The sequence below is a fragment of the Fodinibius salinus genome (assembly GCF_008124865.1).
Lineage (GTDB): Bacteria > Bacteroidota > Rhodothermia > Balneolales > Balneolaceae > Fodinibius > Fodinibius salinus.
The window spans coordinates 697766-718376 of record NZ_VNHY01000001.1 but is presented as its reverse complement, the minus strand read 5'-3'; the positions used below and the strand labels follow the sequence as shown (position 1 = coordinate 718376).

The following is a 20611-nucleotide window of genomic DNA, read 5'->3' as shown; positions in this document are numbered from 1 at the left end:
AAAATAGAAAGTACATGTCCTTGACCTTCAATGAGTTTTACAATGGTCGAACAGGCCTAACAGTTGGTGTGCAGAAGGTACTTTTTTCTGAGCAGACTCCATATCAAAAGGTGGAGATATTAGAAACTGATACCTGGGGAAGGATGATGGCGATAGACGGGATGGTCATGCTCTCAGAAAAGGATGAGTTTGTCTATCATGAGATGCTGACTCATGTGGCACTTTTTTCGCATCCCCATCCCGAGCAGGTGCTTATTGTAGGGGGAGGAGACGGCGGCACGGCTCGTGAAGTAATGCGTCACCAATCAGTACAGCAGGTAGATATGGTTGAAATTGATGAGGTGGTGATTCGTACATCAAAAGAGTTTTTGCCGGATGTGGGAGACTGGGGAAACCCCAAGCTAAATGTTCTGATTGAAGACGGCATCGAATTTGTTAAAAATATCGAGGATCCCTACGATGTGATTATTATTGACGGTTCAGATCCCTTGGGTCCGGCTGAAGGGTTGTTTAAAACAGATTTTATGCAGGCATGCTATGACGGATTGAAAGATAATGGTGTGCTGACTGCCCAGACCGAAAGTCCATGGGTTCAGGATTATCATAAAAGCATGAAGCAAGTGTTTGCTGCACTGGATGATATCTATGAGGTCTCAAAAATATATCTGGCTTATATTCCGCTTTATCCTGCGGGCATGTGGTCGTTTGCTTTTGCCAGCAAAGGTGCCAATCCACTTAGCCAACAAGCCATGCAAAGGGTAGAGCAGGGGCTCCCAACTTTTGGAAGCAAGCTAAATTACTATAATGAGGATATCCATCAAAGCTGTTTTGCACTCCCGAATTTTGTAGCGGATATTATATGAGAGTGCTAAAAATTACGGCTATATTTCTTTGGGTGCCAAGGCAGTTCTATACTTGATATGAGATCACTTTTAAGATTCCAACAAAAATATTGATCATAATTTTATTTTCCATTTATGTTAAACACCATTGAGTATATCAACAATTTGTTATCAAGCTCCGGTGCTACAGCTAAAGTAAGAATATCGAGGTGGGCACTTGCCAGCCTGATGTTTGGCGTAATATCGGCCTTGTTTTTCGTGGGCACGGGCTATGGATATCAGTGGAGCTGGTGGGAGCTGGGCACCGCCTTTACGTGGATCATGCCGCTGAGCACGATGCTGGGACTGATGGGCTTTTCGCTGGGATTCTTCTTTGGATTCTTGAAGTGGAGGAATCCCCAAAAAAGAGGAGTTGTTGTAGCTTTGATCGGTTTTTTACTTGGATTGTCGGTGATGGGAACGGCCATATACTGGCTTAATGAAGTGCAGAAGTATCCGCCTATCCACGATATCAGTACCGATATCGAACATCCGCCTACATTTGAAGCGATTGTTCCGCTGCGGGCCGATGCTCCCAACGATACTACCTATGGTGATCAGGAGAAGGCCGATATCCAGCGAGAGCATTATCCGGATATTCAGCCACTCTATTTGGATATGGGATATGATGATGCCTATGCTCGTGCGCTGGCAGCAGCAAAACGGATGCCCTGGGAGCAGGTCGTGACCTCAGATAAATCAGCAGGACGAATTGAAGCTGTTGATAAACTTCCTTGGTTTGGATTTAAAGATGATATTGTAATTCGCGTGGATACAGCAAAGACTCAAAACAAGACTAAAATTGATATCCGTTCAGTATCCCGCATCGGAAAAGGGGATATCGGCGTTAACGCCCAGCGCATTCGGAATTATCTGAAGTCCGTTACTAACCAGTGAAATTGCTTATATGGCGCTTGCTCTATGCTAACAGTGAGCGGATTTTCAACCCCATTGTGATAGTTCCAATGATTATAAAAGCATAGATACTAACACGAACCCAAAAGTGAGCCCATGAAAAGGTTATGGCAAAGGCTTCTTCAATAACAACTAACAATCCCCAAAAAGCAAAGACCGGTGAAAAAAGTATGTACCCATCGAGCAGTATGATACTTGCAAAAAGATCATGAATGGCTCCACTCACAATAAATGTACATACAACTACCAAAGAGCGAGGCAAGAACTTTGCTAATGGTTTGTAGCAATAATAATAAAGGTAATAGCTGAAAAAGGGATTCCAATAACGCCAAAAACCAGCAAATGTTGACGAGCCGAAAGAGCGTCGAAACATGGACGCGATACCAGCTAACTGATTAACTGAATGTCCAAGCCTTCGCTCTTCATATTCTCTATATGTTGGCTTTGATGTTGTCATTTTAAAGTAGATGAATGTGATATGTTGGACCGTGTAACGATCTTACACTGCGCCTATGGATCGGTATCTACGGTTAACACTCCGGTTATATGGCGTTATTACTGATTCATACATTAAACTGCCTTAGATGATGATCTGGGTGTTTATAAGCTAAATAGCCGGCTTGCTCTTTTGTTACTTTTCCGAAAATGGTAGTTCAAAGTCGTGATCTGATAATCGTGGATATTTTTTAATTAAGGAAATCCACTTCTTTTTTTTCGGAATTGAAATCATTGTAAATAGTTTATTTTACTTTAATTCCATCAACTGCAGGTAAATATCGTTTCAGTGGGCTATCATCTTTTACAAATCCTTTTAGAATCATCTTGCCAAATAATCTGCTCAAGAATAGTTGTTTGACCGTTCTCTTGCCTAATGTCACTTCGTCCCACATTATATACAATGTCTTATCATCTGTTTAATATTCATTTTACCCCATTGTGCCTCACTATTTTTATTAAGAGAATTGATTCTATTGATTAATTCATCCCTTGTTGCTTGATCGAATATTGTTTTCATAATTTTCAGACGTTTGAGGATTGAGCAAAAAATAAGCCATATAACAACCTTGCGTACATGGGGTACGCCAATGTTTTGAAATTGATTACTACCGAAAGGTTAGCTAAAAAATAGGATGGGGGCAAGATTTGGCGCGGCTTGTCCGTTTGAAGTGCTGGTTATAGAACCGCTACATTTCTGTACAAAACTTTTCTTTAATCTTCTGATTTCCCATTTGTATTTCTTTTTGATATTCAATGGAATCAACTCGTGTGATTTCAAACTCTCTGATATATTCGCCTAGATGACCATAAGTCCCTTCCTGACTCTTGGTTCCTTGAACTTCTAAATAGACATAAGGACCAAGGTTGCTGTTATCTCCCTTCGCCTTTACTAATGAATCATATTTGTTAAAAAATACGGTATCCCCAGTTACCCACCACTGTTCGTCTAAATTGTTACAAGGTTCAAATTGACTCCATTCCCATCCTCCGGTATAGAATCCTTTAACAGGCACTTCTTCTTGACAAGAAACAGCCAAAAGACAAATTATATAAAAGGTCAGTGGATGTTTCATATTAGAGTTTAAAAATGGTTACCATGCCGGGACACCGTGTTTTTCTGCATAATAAAAAAGAATATCAAAACTCCCCGGGGCATATCCGAGTTCCCGCAGTAATATAGCAACCTGTCCTCGATGGTGGGCTCCATGAATAATCGAATGGTGAAGTAATTCTCCCAAAGGCATTGCACGTTTTTTGTCGCCTTCACCACGATATTCAATCGTATGATTTAGCTCCTCATCTTCTAATTGAGACAAAAATTCGCGCATATAACGTTCAACTTTTTTCCAGTCTTTAAGCAGTGGTTCAACTGTGGGGTAATCCTCAGCTTTAAGGCTTGCCCCACGCGGGTGGCCACCACAACGACTAAGCCAGCCCCACTCGGTGCTAAGCAGATGAACCATTGTATTTCTGATAGAACCGTATCCTCCAGCAACAGGCTGGGTAAATTCTTCAGTTGTGAGCTGGGAAATCGTGGGCAATATTTTTTTATTTGCCCAATAGTTATAGTCGTAAAAAGTTTCTAAATCCTGAACAGTCATTGCTATTTGAATTTATAATTTGATGATTGCTTACGCCTAATAATATTGCGTTTAACGAGTGTGCAGCCCAGCGTTGATAAAAAAATGTACTACAGAAATTGAGCAATGCAAAACGGGCAGTTGATGCAGGGCATATCTTGATAAGGCGGATTATAGAGTGCGAGTGATAACATAGTGTTCAATTTGGGAGACCGAGTAAATAAATCTGACTGGTTTTTCCTTCAATGGTCCCTTTTTCCCACTTATAATTATGAGATTCGATGTCACTTAACAGTTCGTCTAAATCATTGAGAGTATATGTTCTTGCATTTGAAACGGCTCCATCCCATCCAAAACAGATTGGGACAATAGGAATAATGTAGGTAAAAATAAGTTGTTGCCAAGTCATGGGCCTTACCATAGGAGTAATAAAAAAAGTCATGATAAAGTTAATAGGAAATACGATCCACCAAAGCCCAATAGGTGTGCTATTATCGCTAACTTCAAAGATAAAGATAGGCAGGCCGTTATTTTGAACGGATGCTAATATCTTTCTTGCTTCTGTTGGTTTCATATGATGAAAGCTTCCAATCATCGTTCTGAATCCGCTCATTTCGCCATCAATTTGAGTAGCATTAGTGGGGCTTGTCAGATAGGTGATATTATTTGCGTCTTGACTATTCAGAACATCTGCTCTTTTAAGGTCGGGATAAAGGTCTGTTAACGTTAAACTGATGTTGTGCATATCATATTTATCATGAAGAATCTGAAGAACTTCAGGCATTGGTCCCCCGCTTCCCGAACATAGATCCAGAATAGTTGATGAATAAGAGTCTCGAAGTGGGTTGGCAATTAATTTAGCAATTTTATGACTTGTTCCGAGTAAATCGTGCATAACTGCGATCAATCGCATGATGCATCTACGCAACCAGTCTGGGAACCAAGCAAAATCTTCAAATTCAAATAGATGAATGCGTTTCATTTTTTAAAAAAACTTAAACGACTTAATCATAAATTCAGCTCTGTAACGACTTTACGGCTTACTATATCGTTTACATAAGGACGGCACGAATTATGTTGAGTTGTTAAATAACGAATGGAAAGCTAAAAAGCCAAAAGGGGCAGACCTTGACGTGCTAATGCGATAGTTATGATACCGGTTTTCAGATGAGTGCAGAAAATATTAAAATGAACAAAATGATATGATAATTGCATCTTTATGTTTGTTATAAGCCCCTAAATTAGTAACCGTAGTAACTATTTTTTAATAAGTCCGTTTTTAATTTTAGATTCGTTATTATCCTTTAAACATATAGTAATATCTTCCAAGGGCTGAATTTTATATGAGTAATATTGATTCCAATTTTTTGCAATCGGTTTTTAACTCTATCCCGGATGCTATAGTTATAGCAGATAAAGAGCGAAATATCCGTTCGGTAAATAGTACTTTCGAAACCATTTTTGGTTTTAGTGAGCAGGAGGTAATCGGCCAAAAAACAAAAATGCTATATGCTTCAGAAGAGGATTTCAAACAAACAGGACAAACCAAATATAATCCCACCTCTGATATTAATTCAGTTATATATGAATTAGATTATAAGCGCAAAGATGGAACGGTCTTTCCTGCAGAAACGGTCGGAAGTGTTGTAAAGGGTGATGAAGGTAACACGATCGGCTATTTGGGCATTACCCGGGATCTTACTACTCAGAAAAAAAGAAAACATGAGCTCCAAAAGCTTTCGGAACGGCTTCAACTGCTGGTCGAAATAACGACCGGGACTCATGAAACCATTGAGGAAGCAATTGAAGAATCGTTAAAAAAGATGACCAAGGTTTTAAACCTTGAGGTCGGAATTATTAGTCGCATATCCGGTAATGATTATACGATTGAATATTTCTATCCGCAGGACAGTGATTTGGAAAAAGGTATACAATTTGATCTTGCAAACACCTATTGTGATATAACGTATAATGCTGATGGCGTTGTCGGTATCGAACACATGACAGAGTCTGCTTATGAAGGTCATCCGTGTTATGAGCAGTTTGAGCTGGAATCTTATATTGGAATTCCACTATCTGCTAACGGCAATCGGTTTGGCACAATAAACTTTTCATCCACAAGTCCAAGAACGGAGCCATTTACCAAGGCTGATAAAGATATGCTTCGTTTATTTGCTGAGTGGTTGAGTGCCATGATAGAGCGAAAGAAGACGGAAACCAAGCTTCGTGAAAGCCGGGAAAAATTTCGGCTTATTTCTGAACACTCAGCAGATTTGGTTTGCTTGCATAAGCCGGATGGGACCTATGAATATGTGTCCCCTTCAGTGACTGATATTCTTGGATATACGCCGGATGAATTAATTGGCGTAAACCCATATACCCTTTTTCATCCGGATGATTTAGAAAAGGTTGAAGCACAATCTCATAGCCTAGCTAAATCAAATCAAAAAATCACCAGTATACAATACCGGATAAAACGAAAGGATGGGACATATATCTGGTTTGAAACTTCAACAGAGCCGATAACAAACCAACAAGGAGAGGTTGTCAAACTGCGTACCGGGTCACGAGATATTACGGACCGAAAAAAGTTGGAGCTCTTACTACAAGAAACAAATAAATTGGCCGAAGTAGGAGGCTGGGAATACGATGTTAATAATGATCATCTATACTGGACCGATGAGGTATATCGGATTCATGAATTACCTGTGAGTAAAGAAATTGATATAGAAGAAGCAATAGATTTTTATTCTCCTGGTTCCCGGCATCAGATTCAAGAAGCTGTAACAAGAGCTGTTGAAGAAGGAATAGGGTATGACATGGAGCTACCTATTATTACTGCCAAGGGTAATCGGAAGTGGATAAGAGCTATTGGCAAGGTCGAACAAGATGAAGAAGGCAACGTTTATAAAGTTTATGGCGTTTTTAAGGACCTTACAAAACGGAAAGAGATGGAAGAGGCCCTTCGAGAGCGAAATCAGGCTCTTGAAAAGCTAAATGAGACAACCAACAAAATTTACTCGGTTCTCGGGCATGATTTAAAAACGCCGTTAACCAGTATTATCGGGTTTTCTGAAGTTATTTTGTCAGATCTTGAAAATGTTGATATAGATCCAGAGCTGAAGCAATATCTTTCCCATATTAATCGGTCCGCTATACAAATGGGAGGAATGCTTGAAGATTTATCTCGTTGGGCACAGTTTCAAACAGAAGGTTTTGAGCTGACCATTGAAGAGATCTCCGTTCATGAAACAGTAAATGATATAAAAGAATTATTAGGTCCCACCGCTGAGAAAAAAGGTATTGATCTTACCTATGACTGCGGGAATGAGGAATTGCTTGTAGAAACGGATGAACAAATGGTCAAAACAGTTATCCGTAATTTTATAAGCAACGCAATTAAATTTTCTTCTGCCGGTGATGAAATACAAATAACCTGTTCATGTAGTAACGACCATTGGGAAATATCTGTGCAAGACGAAGGGGCCGGAATGACTGAGGAAACACAGGAAAAGCTTTTTAGTTCAGAACATCCAAACACACGCGGTACAAAAGGTGAAAAGGGGAGTGGAATTGGTCTTAAACTTTGTCACCATTTAGTTGAATTACAAGAAGGTGAGATTATTATCGAGAGTACATTAGATGTTGGGTCAACGTTTACAATGCGAATTCCGAGGCATTGAGTGTCTAGCACATAGTTAATAAAGCTATAAAATAAGTTAGTTCAACAGCAAATGGTGATCTTACAGTGTCGATTAAATATTGATGCACCTAGCTAGTTGAAATTTTATTCTGACAATTACTCTTTGTTTAAAAGTTTCTTTTCAAGTTTTGTTAAATTTTCTTTGTCCGGACCACTAATCGAACCGGATTTACTGTTAAAATTGCAGCAGCTTTTTCAATGACTGGCAGTTTGCATATTAAAAGGACTGACGAGAAGTGATGTTATCAACTACCAGCATATGGATGGATTATTTCAACGGCGTAGAGAATAAGTAAACTGAAAACTTTGACCAGATTGGACACAGCTGCCACTTCAGACTTGCACTGGGTGATCTTTGTACCCCTAACGACCTTGTAGATTAATGGGCACACGGTTTAGCGTTGAATCAACAACACAAAAGAAGATCCTCAAAATAAGATAACAGTGGCCTGCGCCCCGAATTCTTGCACGTAGGGGTGGCTACGAGGCGCTGCCTGTTCCAACCTTTTGGGAGCCACTTAATGGGCGGTAGAGTTCAACGTTAATGTGCTAAAGGTTTTGTTATCACTTCTTCGAAATGTTCAATGACAGTTGATAACTTCTTTAGTTCTTTTTGATTGACAATAGATTGAGATTCATTGTCGAAATGTTCGTTATACTTACCAAGTGAATACGTATCTACTACTTCAGCGCCCCAAAATGGCATAAGATCTGAGAGTATTGATAGATTAGTTGCTCCACCGTTATCTCCTGGAGAGGCACTTAGCAAGAGTACTGGTTTATTCATGAATATTTCTTGATCTATACGAGTCAGCCAATCAATTATATTTTTAAAGAAAGCAGGTAACAGACCGTTATGTTCAGGGGAAGCCACGATAAACCCTTCCGCTTTTGTCATTTTCTGATATAAATTCTTAATGGGCTGTGGAATACCTTGTTGGTTTTCTAATTCCTTTCGATACATTGGGATGTCCATATTTCTGAGATCAACATAATTTACATCCTCTATGGATATGTTATTGATTGCTGCTTTTGTTAGTTGCGCATTAATCGAGTTTGAACTGTTACTTCCCGCAAATGCGATAATGTGATTATTCATAGTGCTGGTTTTTGATTGGACTTTATTACAGCACTAACATGTAAAGAGGCAGAGAGAAAGGACTTAAGGTATCTTAAGAAATTACGAATTTGTTATTTCATTACGGATAGAACTTAGAAACTCTGGTGTAATACCCAAATAGGATGCTACCATATACTGCGGTACCCGCTGTTCAATGTTGGGGTAAGAGGTGCGGAAATCGAGATACCGCTGTTTGGCAGGTTTACTCATATTATGAATGGTACGATCCAGCAAGGCGACATAGGCATTTTGAATTTTAATTCGGAAAAATCGTTCAATGGTAGGAATTTGTTTGTAAAGTTCCTCCAAGGAATGTCGCTTAATCTGAAGAACACAACTGTCTTCAATAGCTTGAACAAAGTATTTAGCCGGTGTTTGGGTCAGATAGCTATATAAATCATTAATCCACCACCCCTCAATACCAAACTGCAATATTTGTTCATTGCCATCTTCGTCAATATGATAGCATTTCAAACACCCGTCTGCTATGAATCGCATGTGTCTGGAGACGTCTCCTTTGAACAAAAGGATCTCGTCTTTTTTCAGTTCTTTACTTTTAAAATGCTTCTGAATTAAAGAGCGGTCAGAATTATCGAGTGAAACAGTCTCTTCGATATGGTTTATCAGTTTCTCTATAGCTTTAGTATTTAAATTGAAGTATAAAGTACTATGCGACCCACTATGCGTCCCGTCGCTGAAGTTATGGAGTGTAAGAGACCGAAGTTAAAGCTACGTAGGTGTACCACTTAACCGGCGTGCAGCCGCATGTTAAATTAGCAACAAAATGTACTACAGAAATGGAGCAATGCAAAACGGGCAATCGATCGAAAGGCACTGCTTATCCCGACCGCTGTCGGTTTACCAATGCGAAGGATATTAAAGTATATCGAACTCTTTTTTGTTACGATTAAGAGATCAGCAGAAAAAATGCTGAAAGTGTAATAAGAAATTTTTTTAAAAGTCTTTGGTAGGTAAAATTAAATTTATATAGGGGATCGCAATCCGTTTTGAAAATTCTGTTTCAATTTCTACATTTGTAGAAACAATTCTAAACATGTAGAAGTATATGGATCTTTCTCAAAAAGAAGAAGAACTGATGCAGTATTTGTGGAAACTGGAAAAAGCGTTCATGAAAGACCTGCTAGAGTTATACCCTGAGCCCAAGCCTGCTCCTTCAACGGTAGCAACTCTGCTCAAACGGATGACTAAGAAAGGTTTTGTGGATTATGAACAGATGGGGCGATCGCGGCAATATTATCCGCTGGTTGAGAAATCAGATTATTTTTCGAAACATGTAAACGGGCTCATCAAGAAGTTTTTTAATAATTCAGCCGCCCAGTTTGCCTCTTTCTTTACGTCAGAAACCGAGCTTTCTGAGGAGGAATTGGAAGAATTAAAAACTATTGTTGAAAAAGAAATAGAGAGGAAAAACCAATGATCATCTATTTAGTGAAATCTACGCTACTGCTTGGGTTACTTTTCGGGATTTATAAGCTATTGTTAGAAAATGAAAAAACGCACTACTTTAACCGGTTCTTTTTACTTTTTTCTTTACTCTTCGGGCTTACGGCACCATTGACTACTTTTGAAATTTACCCCGAACAGGACATTGCCGGAATCAAGATGCAGCAAATGGAACAAGCTGTTAATGTCCCTGCTGAGGCAATAAGCAATTCAGTTGAATCAGCAATAGTCTCTGAGCCTGCTCCCTTAACCAACACTGAAACAGCTCCAGCTACACCTGCAGAAACAGGAGGAGCTATAAGTGCTACAGATATATTGTTTGGTTTATATGGATTGGTCACTCTATTTCTTTTGATCCGGTTTGCAGGAGGATTATTAGAAATCCGGCATAAAATAAAGGTTGGAAATCACCAAAAAACAGGTGCTGCCACTTTGGTCTTACTGGATAAGTCCATCACCCCACAGTCATTTTTCAGGTTTATTTTCCTTGGAAAAGAACAATTTGAAAATGGAGAGATTGGACCTAAAATCCTGGATCATGAACTGACGCATGTGCGCCAGTTCCATACTTTGGATGTTCTATTTGTCGAGTTTTTGAAAGTTATTTTTTGGTTTAATCCATTCATGTATTTATACAAACGTGCTATTCAATTAAACCATGAGTTTATAGCGGATGAATCCATAGTGAGTAAGATTTCATCGCCAAGTGACTATCAAAATATGCTGATCCGTGCCTGCGCTGGAAATAAATCTCTGAACCTAACCAGTAGTATCAACTTCTCACTCACCAAAAAGCGGCTGCAAATGATGTTTCGATCGTATTCACGCTTCCGGTTCGGTTCAAAGACTGCAGTGCTGGTGCCCATCCTGGCCTTGCTCACGTTTACATTTTGCAGTAAGGAGCGAGAAGACACTGCACAGCATTCTCAGACAACCTACAGTGATGTGGAACTACATTTTGATAGCAACCGCTCTGAAGAGCTTGGGAAGCCTATTGCCACTCATTATACTTCTTCCGGAGAGCCTTTCACGGGAACCCAAAAGATTTATTACACCGAAAATGACAGTCTACATATGGAAATGTATTTCGAAGACGGGATAAATACCGGTTCTGTCCAATATGAAGATGGGGATACTTATCGAATAAAGAATGGTTTATATCAGAACTTCCCTAAAATGCAGGAAATGTATGTCAATGATACCTTAGTATATAAAGATATTTTTCCTACCAAAAGTGAAGACGGAATGGGTCATATTCGCTTGTGGCATGATAATGGACAACTTTCAGTTGAAGTTTCTTACACTGGTGACCAGGTATACCAGGGGCTGATGACTGAATATGACAAAGATGGAAATATCATCAAGCAAGAGCGGTATGAGGATGGGGAAGTGATTGAAACAATAAAATAACAAAGATGTGAAAACCACCCGATTAGATTGAAGCCTGCCAGAAATAACATTAATGCTCAGTACGATTTGCCATAACTGTTGACCGGGGCACCTAAAGTGCCCCAGTCGCCAGTAGTTTCCTCCCGGTTTAAAATACAGGGTTCTTTTTCAGAATCTTGGCCAACGATTTCGGAGTTACCACCCAAGAATAGGAGCAGCAGATAGAAAAAAGAATCAATACCTACTTCATTTTAGAATCCTATCTGGAAATTGATGAGTATCTGCGAAAACTCTATGCTTTCATTGGTTGGCAAAATATAGTTGAACTGAATTTCAGAAACCTGAGTTGGCCAAATATTTAAGCCTGCGATAACGGATTCCGTATCCGGACCAGTGCCGTCAGCATCAAACTGATCCCAACGAAGCAAAATCTGGGTTTTTGAGCCGGCCATATAACCTGCTGTTGCATGAAAACCAAAAGGATTAAAATCACTATTAGTGGTTTCCAAGCTACTGTAGATAAATTCACTGCTCACCATAAACTTATTAATAGTCCACCGGGCATCTGCACCACCCAGAGAGCGAGTACCATCAAAATTATTAGTAATTCCACTTAGCGAAATATTATCATCTTCGCTTATCGCTCCGTTGACACCTAGAACCAGGTTATTATTGGGGGATGATTGCATATGGTATTCCAACCTTCCGGAATAGAGAAAATTATTATTATCATTGGAATTCCCCCCAAATCCGTTCCCGTTAAAAGCACCGGCAGCGTAGTGAATGGTATTGGGCAGTAACCAGCCACTTACCTGTACTCCTATTTGGCGTGAAGGAGCGAGACTGCTAACCACCCTGGAACGGTTAACAAAATCAATGGCAGCGGCACCGGTTAGCAATTCGTAACTGAATGGAGACTTGAATAAACCAGCATCTATCTGAAATCCTTCAGAGTACTTCCAATAAGCTTTTGCATCGAGTATGGTAGGTGATGTGTCAAATTTGGTTTGTACCAGGTAACCAAACCCATTATCCAGATCCCCCGAAACGTTTAATCGCAGGTTGGCAATTGAAAAACCATTATTTCCACCCATATTACGTTCCGGTTGAAAGTCTCCTACAAACTGTACTAAAGATCCAACACTAAAGTACTCCTTCTGGAAATTCTTTTTAAGCTTGTCATATAGTGGTTCATCATCAAATGATTGCGCTTTAACACTATAAGACCCGATTAATAGAAAAATTAATGTAATAATTGTTGTAGCGTATCTTTTCATAATCTGTATTCGATTTTTGGATTAACAAAAAACCGGGCAATAACGCCTGGTTCATTATATTCTATAAATAAAATTATAATTATCTCAGTTGAACCGAGATTTAGCTTTCTCAAAAGCCGATGACAGAGCATCCCAGCTTTCGTCTAATCCATCTTTTAAGTCTTCCCAGGCATCATCAGATGCATCCTTTACAGAATCTAACTGCTTTGAAACTTCTTTTCTTTTTTTCTTGAGCTCGTTAATCTGTTTTTTGATATCGTCTTCTACTTCACCTTTGGACTGGTCAGCCTTGGCTTCAAGCTTATCAAGTTCGGCATCCCATTCTTTAAGTTTTTCTGTAAGCTTGTCAATATATTTGTCTCTGTTACTCATATTTATCCTCTAAAATTTTTTATTAATGTAATTCAGATTTTTTCAATACCGCCATTTTCTGAAATTTACCTATCGGCGTAAACTATTCACCTGCGGTATTAGTTCCATATTTTTCGGATCAGGTTTTTTTGCGTTTGTCTTTCTTGTTGAAATATTTTTTTCCGTCAATTATTACAAATTAATTTAACATGACAATTTAAAATGCCCTCTAAAGATAAGCTGTCACTATTTGACGCTTGTGGAATGGCCATTGGTGGGATGGTCGGCGGAGGTATTTTTGCCGTACTGGGAGAGGCTATGATGACTTCCGGGAATGCAGCATTCATCAGTCTGGGGATTGGAGGAATATTGGCCTTGATTACGGGTCTCGTTTACGGCAAGCTTACGATCAAATTTGATGAGGCGGGCGGGAGTTTCATTTTTATGGAACATATTACCAGTTTCCGTTTTGCCGGGACAATTAGCTGGTTTTTAATATTAGGTTATGTATTTACAATTAGCCTGTATGCCTACACTTTCGGGTCCTATGCTGGTCGCCTTTTGGGCTTTGGTTCCGGTCCGAACTTCTGGTTGGGTAGCACCGTAGTAATATTCATAACTATTCTTAATTTATCGGGTGTCCGGGAGTCGGGAATCTCGGAAGACCTTCTCGTTTACACCAAGATAGTCATCCTGGCCGGTTTGATTGGTATTGGATTTATGACAGTCCACCCGGATAAGATCTATCCCATTGTCAATCAAGGTGTCGGTAATATCATACAGGCTGGAGCACTGGTTTTTGTAGCCTATGAAGGATTTCAATTGTTGACATATGACTATAATACCATAGAAAATCACAAAACTAATCTCCCGAGAGCTATTATCATTTCAATTACGGCCGTTATATGTATCTATATGTTAATAGCATTTGTTATTACGGGTTCATTGACCCCCAGCATTATTGCCGAGCACAAAGAGACGGCTTTGGCGATGCTGGCCAAGCCCGTATTGGGACAGACAGGCATTATAATCGTTTTGGTTGCGGCTGTCTTCTCAACAGCATCTGCAATATTGGCTACCATCTTTGCCATCTCAAGACTAGCCAAGCGAATCGCCGATGACGGGCAACTTCCTGATCAACTGACTGACCTGAAGCGAGCGGGGATGCCGGTATATTTCGCCCTGCTTATAGCAGTACTGGCGATCGTAGTACAATTTTATGGGAATCTCGAACAGATAACCGCCTTTTCGAGCCTGGTATTTCTCTTCGTGTTTTCCATTGTTAATTTTATGGGTTACAAATACGAGGTATTTGAAGGATGGAAACGATTTCTTCCAATATCAGGATCTCTGGGTTGTGCCTTCGCAATGAGTATTTTGATCTATGACATTTACAGTTCCGAGCCGACAACTCTTTATGTAGTGATAGGCATTTCTACCGCTCTGTTACTGTTAAGAGAGGCTTATATCTGGTTGCATTCCGGCTATAAAGGAGCAAATAACTAAGGCTCTTTCTGAGTTTTGTTGGTAGCATTTTAGATTAATATCCTTCTAACTTGACTGCTGAAATAAAGATCTCTGATAAAAGACAATTGTACCTATTTCTATTTCTTCTTAAATAGTCCAATTGCTCAAAACGTACGTTAAACACCTAACGACCTTGCGTATAAGTGGGCACGTGAATGAATGTTGAGCTGGTGAATAACGAACGAAAAGGGAAAAGCCAGAAAGTGGCAAGCCCTGGCCGCTTAATGTTCGGGTTAGCCATTCACGGCCAGGTTTGTGCCAACACCTCCGAATCTATACCTTTCATTCTCTTTAATGCTCGTCACTTAACACTGTTATGAAAACTTCTAATATTGTCATTATCGGAGGCGGCTTTTCTGGTCTGCTCATCGCTTATTTACTCCAAAAAGAAGGATTAAGACCTCAAATTATAGAAGCAAGAAATCGGCTGGGGGGACGTATATATACATTGAGATCAGATGATGAACCTCCCATAGAGATGGGAGCTACTTGGCTGGGGAAAAAGCATCGTCATTTACTGGATTTATTAGATGATCTAGGTATCGATATTTACCAGCAATATATGGGAGACAAAGGATACTACGAGCCTATGTCAGTTTCACCGCCACAGCTTGTTGATTTACCACCAAACGAAGAACCGAGTTACCGAATTGCAGGTGGAACGGACAACGTAATCCAAACATTGGAAGAGGGGCTTGACCAAAGACAAATTCATATAGACCAAGCGGTACAAACCATTCGGCAAACCGATACAAAGTTAGTAATTGAGACAGAAAATGACCTTTTCAAGGCTGATGTCGCAATTAGCACACTCCCACCTAAACTTTTGGTCGATAATGTTGATTTTTCTCCTTCTCTACCTGAGGAGCTTACGCATATTGCCTCCCAAACACATACCTGGATGGCGGAATCCATCAAAGTCGCTCTCACCTTTGATGAACCTTTTTGGCGAAATACAGATTCAAGCGGGACGATCTTTAGCAATGTGGGCCCTGTTAGTGAAATGTATGATCACTCAACTGATAACCAATACGCCTTAAAGGGATTTATGAATAATGATTATCAAGCTGTATCTCGTGAAGAGCGAAAGCAATTAGTCATTGAACAACTCCGCCGATTCTACGGCGGGAAGGTTGACAGCTACCAATCATATCGGGAATTGGTTTGGCAAAAAGAGCCCTTTTCCTACAGCAATTACGAACAACCTATTGTACCACATCAACACAACGGTCACGCCATATTCCAAAAAGCTTTTCTTGATAAACGGTTACTCATTGCAGGATCAGAAACCGCAACAGAATTTCCAGGTTATATGGATGGCGTGGTTGAAAGTGCTCACCGTGCTGTCCGTCAACTTAAACAATCTCTTTCCAGCTTATAAGTGATGGACTAACGACCTTGGCATAAGGGGCAGACGCAAGAATCTCGAATTAATTTGAAAATGATAGATTAGCTAATAAATGAAAGGGAGGCAAGCAGATGGCGTGACTTGCTGTGTTAATGCGCGAGATCTTTCTAAAAAGCCTGAGCATTCGGGGGGCACTTAGATTAGCGATAATCAACTATAACTGATCCAAGGAAGACCTCATGACTTACAGAGGAATCGCTCTTCATACTAATGGTATGGTAAATGTAGCAATTAATGGCTACGTAAAAGTAATTAGGGAGGCCAACCTACCCACCAGCTGCCGATTGTTGCAAGATCTCTTTGGCAGCTTTGACGGCCCCGTAAAGTCGGTGGCCAAGTGCTCTAACAACTGATATCGGGGGATAAGGACAGTGGCGGAAACAGAAAATATAGAGCACGCAATAATTGAGAAAGGCATCTTCACTTTCCCATGTTTCGTTTTGTGTGATAATAACAGGAAAGACTATTTGCCTAAAGAGATGGAGTCGGCATTTATCTTGTGTTTCCAGAGTCCGATTCCTAAACCAACCAATCCTATGAGGATACAGATGAGACTCCAGAATTTGATATCATGCCCATTGTTAATTACGTGGTAGATGGCCGTAAATATAAAAAGCGCCAAACCAGTCCATTCCCACACAGGTTTATTTTCAAGTCTATTATCGGAACTCATCACTGGGGTTCGGTTAAAAAGTACCTTCAGTTCATTCCAATCCCATGCGACGAGCATCAAATTGGCAACAAGCATCATGCCGGTTAAAACCGGTGTATAAGCAAAATAATAGGAGAGTGTGATCACAAATATATTGCCGATAATTGGTAAAAACAGCAGTGCTCCCAGCTTTGAGTAACGCTGTGTCATAAGCAGGAAGCCGGCGACCAATTGACTAATACCCAAGAATTGCCAATATAGTCCCGACTGATACATCGTTTCAAATAAATGCCAAGCCGTATCAATAGAATACTCAGCCCCACTTTCTGTTGTAAACCGTTTGCCTTTTACCTTGATTATACTGGCAAAGACAAAAGCCCCGCCAATGAGGTATCGCGTATAAATGATGAGAAGCTGTGTCCATATCTTATTTTTAATTTTCTGTATAAAAGAATTCATCAATTTCGGTCTTTCTTGCGATTAACAAACTTTGGCCCGCTCCAGTCTTCATCAACAGTCAAGGCTTTGATGTCCGCCAACCAATTTTGTAAAACAAATTCTCGGGCTATTTTCCCCACCTTCGTAAGGTACAATCAGTTACTTTTCCAGATAGTCTTTTGGTCGGTTATTTTCTGGAACTCGAGTACCAGCACCTTTTTCAGTATACTTTATTAGTGTTTAGGCATCTTGCTCAGAGACCACCCAGTTGCCATTCTTTGGACTTTGACCCACTAATCGTTTTGCGATTTTGGGGTGGATGCTTCGTCCATCCACTCCACATTTCCCGTATACAGTCTTCAATATAGTTTAAGGCTGTATTTTTAATGGTGCCATCGTGTGAGATTAGGAGTGTGAAACATTAGTGAGAAAACAGAAATATTAAATATTTCATGTCAGTTAGATTATTTGTTGGTAAGTTGTTTTGAAATTATACTAATTGGGATAAAGCATTGTTACAGTATTTTTCTTAATGAATCGTGATTTGTAAATAAATACGCCAAATAGCCCATGAAATTCGCTGGACTTACGTTCTCATTCAGGATCATCTGCAAGACCAGGTCTTGGTAAGTGGCAATAATAATTCGGGCTGATTCTTCAACGGAACGTTCTGTTCCTCTTTGTTCTTGGGTGCGTGTTCTTCAAGGAAGCCCATGATTTTCTTTTGGATGTTGGCATAATTCTCTTTGAGAATCCCACGTATTTTTTCGGATTCTTGGGTTTCACTCTACAGGCGAATTTTCATTGTTAATTGGTCTTTTTTTTGTTGCTTCAGCAAAAGGTTTGAGAGATATTCGCAATATTTTCTGTAAGACTTTTTCTCTTGAATGGGAGTGTTGAACATCCTTAAAAAGAACTGAGTTGAACTGCGGCTTTTTTCAGCGATGGACTCTACAATGTGTTCCTTACCATTGACAGAAAAGCAATATGTCAGAGTGCCGCATATAGGGCGATGATTACCCGTGGCAAGTGGAGTATGGGGTTCTTGGATTTTAGGTAGTCATATCCTCTCCATCCCGGTTCCTCAGGTAAGCCGTCTGCTACGATGGCAAATGCGACGATTATAATTACTGTGATCTTCGAAGAGCTTACCTGTGTATAACTATCAATTACCTGAAGTGGGCCCTCCGGTCCCTGAATTTGCATATCCCAATATGCTGTCACAGTTCTGCCCATGAACCGAGTATAGCCCATTCTGTGGTTTCAAATCCTAACATATAATTAAACAACAAGACCAAAGTAGCCAAAGTGGGAGCCGTAAAAAGCACAACGGCGTACCATGTTGGATTAATACGCCAGCGCATCAGCCGGCTTATTAGCTCTTTGCCGCTACTTGTACCTTTCTTGGTCCACACCAGTAAGATAGCCGTGACAGTAGACTGAACTGAGCAAACCAAGCAACCTCATAGGGCACTGTTATGGGTGAATCTGCTTGCGATAGAATAAAGCCGGTAAATGTGAAGGCCATCGTCCACAGAAAAAATGGAATTGCCAATGCTGATGTAACGGTTTTATACTTTTTTAACTGAACTTTCCATCAAGCCTAGATTCTATCTTTACTTATAGAATATTAGTGACATCAGAATGGGAGCTGTTTTTAATAAATAGAACGTTCGTTTTATTATTACTGGTTGTCAACTTAGCTATCTAACGATCTGATGTATGAGTTGCGAATAAAAAGAAAGCCAATTTCTAGTTTCCTATTTGTACCATAGAAATCAAAAAGAGCAAGGGAGGGTAAGTGCGTCCAACTTAATGCGCGGGTTATAAGAGTTTCTATAAGATTACCTCCATATAAGACTATTTCTAACCAGAAACCGGCCATTGAAAGTAATGGGGATGCCTTTTTCGTTTTGGACGGCGTGAATATGCAAATGAGGCTCTGATGTGTTTCCCGAATTTCCTACACGTCCGATTGGAACATCCTGATTGATCACATTTCCGCTATCTACAACAATACTTCTTTGCATCAAATGCGCTAAGAAAATGCGAACTTCATCGCATTTAATAATAACATGATTCCCAGCAGGATGCTCTTTATTACGCTTTGGGGGCGTATAGTCTGCCAAATTGGAAACCGTTTTTTGTATTTTTCCCTTACATGGACTATAAACGGTGTCTCCATAAACGGCATACGATTTAAGTTGTTTGGGATAAAGGCCCTTAGCTCGAGTTCCGTAGGCATTGATCTTGGAGATATCAAGAGCATACCGCTGTCTATTATTTGTATTATGATAGTTGATTAATGGATTACTACCTCCGTGACCTACAATATAAACTCCGTTTCTTAATGGGAAACCTAAATCTACCGATTCTGAAACTGAGAAATAACCTGTAAAGGCATAGATGTTCAACGGTAAAAAGATTATGCAAATTAAAATATTTGTGACTGTAAAAATTTTTTCTTCCCACCCTTCGCCTAATTTGAAGGCCTTCCAGTTTTCAGACAGCCTAAAAAATGATTTTAAAAAAGCAACAATTAGCAAGATTAACCAAAGGCTACCTATGTAAATACTCGTCCAAGCTTGTGCTCCTACAACAAGAGAAAAAGATACTACCGATGTAGTGGCAAGAACTTGCAGTACCCAATGGGTCCGACTTGAATGCCTGCGGCCCCAGAGCCATAAAATGAAGAGAAGAGGAAGTATTAGTTGCGTTGTTAAAAGACTTAAATTGCTCATAAACTTAACTCTGTATAACGACTTTGCGCATAACCGGCGCACAGGCCAGAGTAAATTTGGTTACAGTTTACTATTTGGCAGAAAGAAATGAAAACGGGCAGGATAGGCGAGGCACGTCCCACTTAATGCGCGGGTTAGGCGGAAAATTTCTCTTTTACGGTTTTAAAATATTCTTTGCCTTGTTGGTTGTTAAGTACTTTTGTAACAGAATAGACAGCAGCCAAAAACCACCAAACAATAATAAAAATGAACCAATATACTACTTGAGTGATACGAACGATAGCTTGATTGTACTCCTGCAAATAGTTGAGCAACTGTTCTTTAGATTCTATTTCTTTTACTGTTTCTGGGAACCCAAAACTACTAAGTGAGGGAGTGGAAGGAAGCAAAAACCATAGCAATATCGCTAAAAGACCCACAGCAAAAGTATTGACTTTAAGCAGTGAGATTGCTTGTTCTAATTCATTTTTTCTTTGTCCCTGCCAGTAATAATAACCAACCATGCATAATACTACTGCAAAAAATGCTGGAATAAATATTTCGTGAAAGTCAGATTCAAAGAACATATGTCCTTAATTTTTAGTTGTACTCTATTTACGCCTAACGACATTGCGCATAAGGGGCGTGCAAAGTCGCGTTAAATTTATTTTAAAATGTACTACGTAAA

The 20611-nt window shown here is 39.8% G+C and carries 21 protein-coding genes; 8 read left to right on the top strand and 13 right to left on the bottom strand.

The annotated features are described in order from the left end of the window. The first annotated feature begins 14 nt into the window (after positions 1 to 14). Entirely contained in the window at positions 15 to 863 is an 849-nt protein-coding gene (gene speE / locus LX73_RS03255; protein ID WP_148898033.1) for a polyamine aminopropyltransferase, read from the top strand. 114 nt (positions 864 to 977) lie between these two features. Beyond that, positions 978 to 1778, top strand: a complete 801-nt coding sequence (locus LX73_RS03250; protein WP_148898032.1) for a DUF1499 domain-containing protein — start codon at positions 978 to 980, stop codon at positions 1776 to 1778. 22 nt (positions 1779 to 1800) lie between these two features. On the opposite strand, the gene LX73_RS03245 is transcribed toward LX73_RS03250, so the two are convergent. The 4 genes from LX73_RS03245 to LX73_RS03225 form a co-directional block, all read right to left on the bottom strand. Continuing rightward, complete coding sequence (locus LX73_RS03245) at positions 1801 to 2253, bottom strand: MBOAT family O-acyltransferase (protein WP_148898031.1); 453 nt, start codon at positions 2251 to 2253, stop codon at positions 1801 to 1803. A 727-nt stretch (positions 2254 to 2980) separates the two neighbouring features. Further along, positions 2981 to 3367, bottom strand: a complete 387-nt coding sequence (locus LX73_RS03235) for a hypothetical protein (RefSeq protein WP_148898030.1) — start codon at positions 3365 to 3367, stop codon at positions 2981 to 2983. Between the two features lie 18 nt (positions 3368 to 3385). Then, positions 3386 to 3895 (bottom strand): DinB family protein, encoded by a 510-nt coding sequence (locus LX73_RS03230; protein ID WP_148898029.1) that lies wholly within the window; start codon positions 3893 to 3895, stop codon positions 3386 to 3388. Between the two features lie 178 nt (positions 3896 to 4073). Further along, positions 4074 to 4856: a hypothetical protein gene (locus LX73_RS03225; protein WP_148898028.1), complete on the bottom strand. Its 783-nt coding sequence runs from the start codon at positions 4854 to 4856 to the stop codon at positions 4074 to 4076. Positions 4857 to 5217: 361 nt separating this feature from the next. Between LX73_RS03225 and LX73_RS03220 the strand changes: the two genes are divergently transcribed. Then, positions 5218 to 7557 (top strand): PAS domain S-box protein, encoded by a 2340-nt coding sequence (locus LX73_RS03220; RefSeq protein ID WP_148898027.1) that lies wholly within the window; start codon positions 5218 to 5220, stop codon positions 7555 to 7557. A gap of 561 nt (positions 7558 to 8118) precedes the next feature. Here LX73_RS03220 and LX73_RS03215 read toward each other — a convergent pair. Together LX73_RS03215 and LX73_RS03210 are read right to left on the bottom strand one after the other, a co-directional pair. Beyond that, positions 8119 to 8676: an NADPH-dependent FMN reductase gene (locus LX73_RS03215; protein WP_148898026.1), complete on the bottom strand. Its 558-nt coding sequence runs from the start codon at positions 8674 to 8676 to the stop codon at positions 8119 to 8121. Between the two features lie 81 nt (positions 8677 to 8757). Beyond that, positions 8758 to 9243 carry a Crp/Fnr family transcriptional regulator gene (locus LX73_RS03210; RefSeq protein ID WP_281289661.1) on the bottom strand — a complete coding sequence of 162 codons (486 nt, stop codon included), beginning with the start codon at positions 9241 to 9243 and terminating at the stop codon, positions 8758 to 8760. 520 nt (positions 9244 to 9763) lie between these two features. On the opposite strand from LX73_RS03210, the gene LX73_RS03205 reads away from it, so the two are divergent. Then, entirely contained in the window at positions 9764 to 10135 is a 372-nt protein-coding gene (locus LX73_RS03205) for a BlaI/MecI/CopY family transcriptional regulator (protein ID WP_148898024.1), read from the top strand. Between the two features lie 11 nt (positions 10136 to 10146). Beyond that, positions 10147 to 11571 (top strand): M56 family metallopeptidase, encoded by a 1425-nt coding sequence (locus LX73_RS03200; protein ID WP_211359348.1) that lies wholly within the window; start codon positions 10147 to 10149, stop codon positions 11569 to 11571. A gap of 230 nt (positions 11572 to 11801) precedes the next feature. On the opposite strand, the gene LX73_RS03195 is transcribed toward LX73_RS03200, so the two are convergent. Both LX73_RS03195 and LX73_RS03190 read right to left on the bottom strand, forming a co-directional pair. Continuing rightward, positions 11802 to 12827 (bottom strand): porin, encoded by a 1026-nt coding sequence (locus LX73_RS03195; protein ID WP_148898022.1) that lies wholly within the window; start codon positions 12825 to 12827, stop codon positions 11802 to 11804. Between the two features lie 84 nt (positions 12828 to 12911). Beyond that, positions 12912 to 13199, bottom strand: coding sequence for a sll1863 family stress response protein (locus LX73_RS03190; RefSeq protein WP_148898021.1), 288 nt, complete (start codon positions 13197 to 13199; stop codon positions 12912 to 12914). A gap of 201 nt (positions 13200 to 13400) precedes the next feature. Here LX73_RS03190 and LX73_RS03185 point away from each other — a divergent pair, with 201 nt between their 5' ends. The 3 genes from LX73_RS03185 (at position 13401) to LX73_RS12910 (ending at position 16466) form a co-directional block, all read left to right on the top strand. Continuing rightward, positions 13401 to 14684 (top strand): APC family permease, encoded by a 1284-nt coding sequence (locus LX73_RS03185; protein WP_148898020.1) that lies wholly within the window; start codon positions 13401 to 13403, stop codon positions 14682 to 14684. A 337-nt stretch (positions 14685 to 15021) separates the two neighbouring features. Further along, the gene (locus tag LX73_RS03180; protein ID WP_148898019.1) at positions 15022 to 16086 is read left to right on the top strand and encodes a flavin monoamine oxidase family protein; all 1065 of its coding nucleotides are present in this window, start codon (positions 15022 to 15024) and stop codon (positions 16084 to 16086) included. Between the two features lie 206 nt (positions 16087 to 16292). Next, a complete protein-coding gene (locus LX73_RS12910) occupies positions 16293 to 16466 on the top strand; it encodes a hypothetical protein (protein WP_170245568.1) in 174 nt (57 codons plus the stop codon). Positions 16467 to 16576: 110 nt separating this feature from the next. Here the strand turns inward: LX73_RS12910 and LX73_RS03175 are convergent, their stop codons facing one another. The 5 genes from LX73_RS03175 to LX73_RS03155 all read right to left on the bottom strand — a co-directional run bounded on the left by LX73_RS03175 (position 16577) and on the right by LX73_RS03155 (position 20510). Then, the gene (locus tag LX73_RS03175; protein WP_148898018.1) at positions 16577 to 17224 is read right to left on the bottom strand and encodes a hypothetical protein; all 648 of its coding nucleotides are present in this window, start codon (positions 17222 to 17224) and stop codon (positions 16577 to 16579) included. Positions 17225 to 18193: 969 nt separating this feature from the next. Next, the gene (locus LX73_RS03170; RefSeq protein ID WP_148898017.1) at positions 18194 to 18409 is read right to left on the bottom strand and encodes a hypothetical protein; all 216 of its coding nucleotides are present in this window, start codon (positions 18407 to 18409) and stop codon (positions 18194 to 18196) included. 14 nt (positions 18410 to 18423) lie between these two features. Then, on the bottom strand, positions 18424 to 18618 hold the full coding sequence (locus tag LX73_RS03165) for a hypothetical protein (protein ID WP_148898016.1): 195 nt from the start codon (positions 18616 to 18618) through the stop codon (positions 18424 to 18426). Positions 18619 to 19047: 429 nt separating this feature from the next. Further along, positions 19048 to 19944: a peptidoglycan DD-metalloendopeptidase family protein gene (locus LX73_RS03160; protein ID WP_148898015.1), complete on the bottom strand. Its 897-nt coding sequence runs from the start codon at positions 19942 to 19944 to the stop codon at positions 19048 to 19050. 134 nt (positions 19945 to 20078) lie between these two features. Continuing rightward, on the bottom strand, positions 20079 to 20510 hold the full coding sequence (locus tag LX73_RS03155; protein WP_148898014.1) for a hypothetical protein: 432 nt from the start codon (positions 20508 to 20510) through the stop codon (positions 20079 to 20081). Positions 20511 to 20611 lie beyond the last annotated feature (101 nt).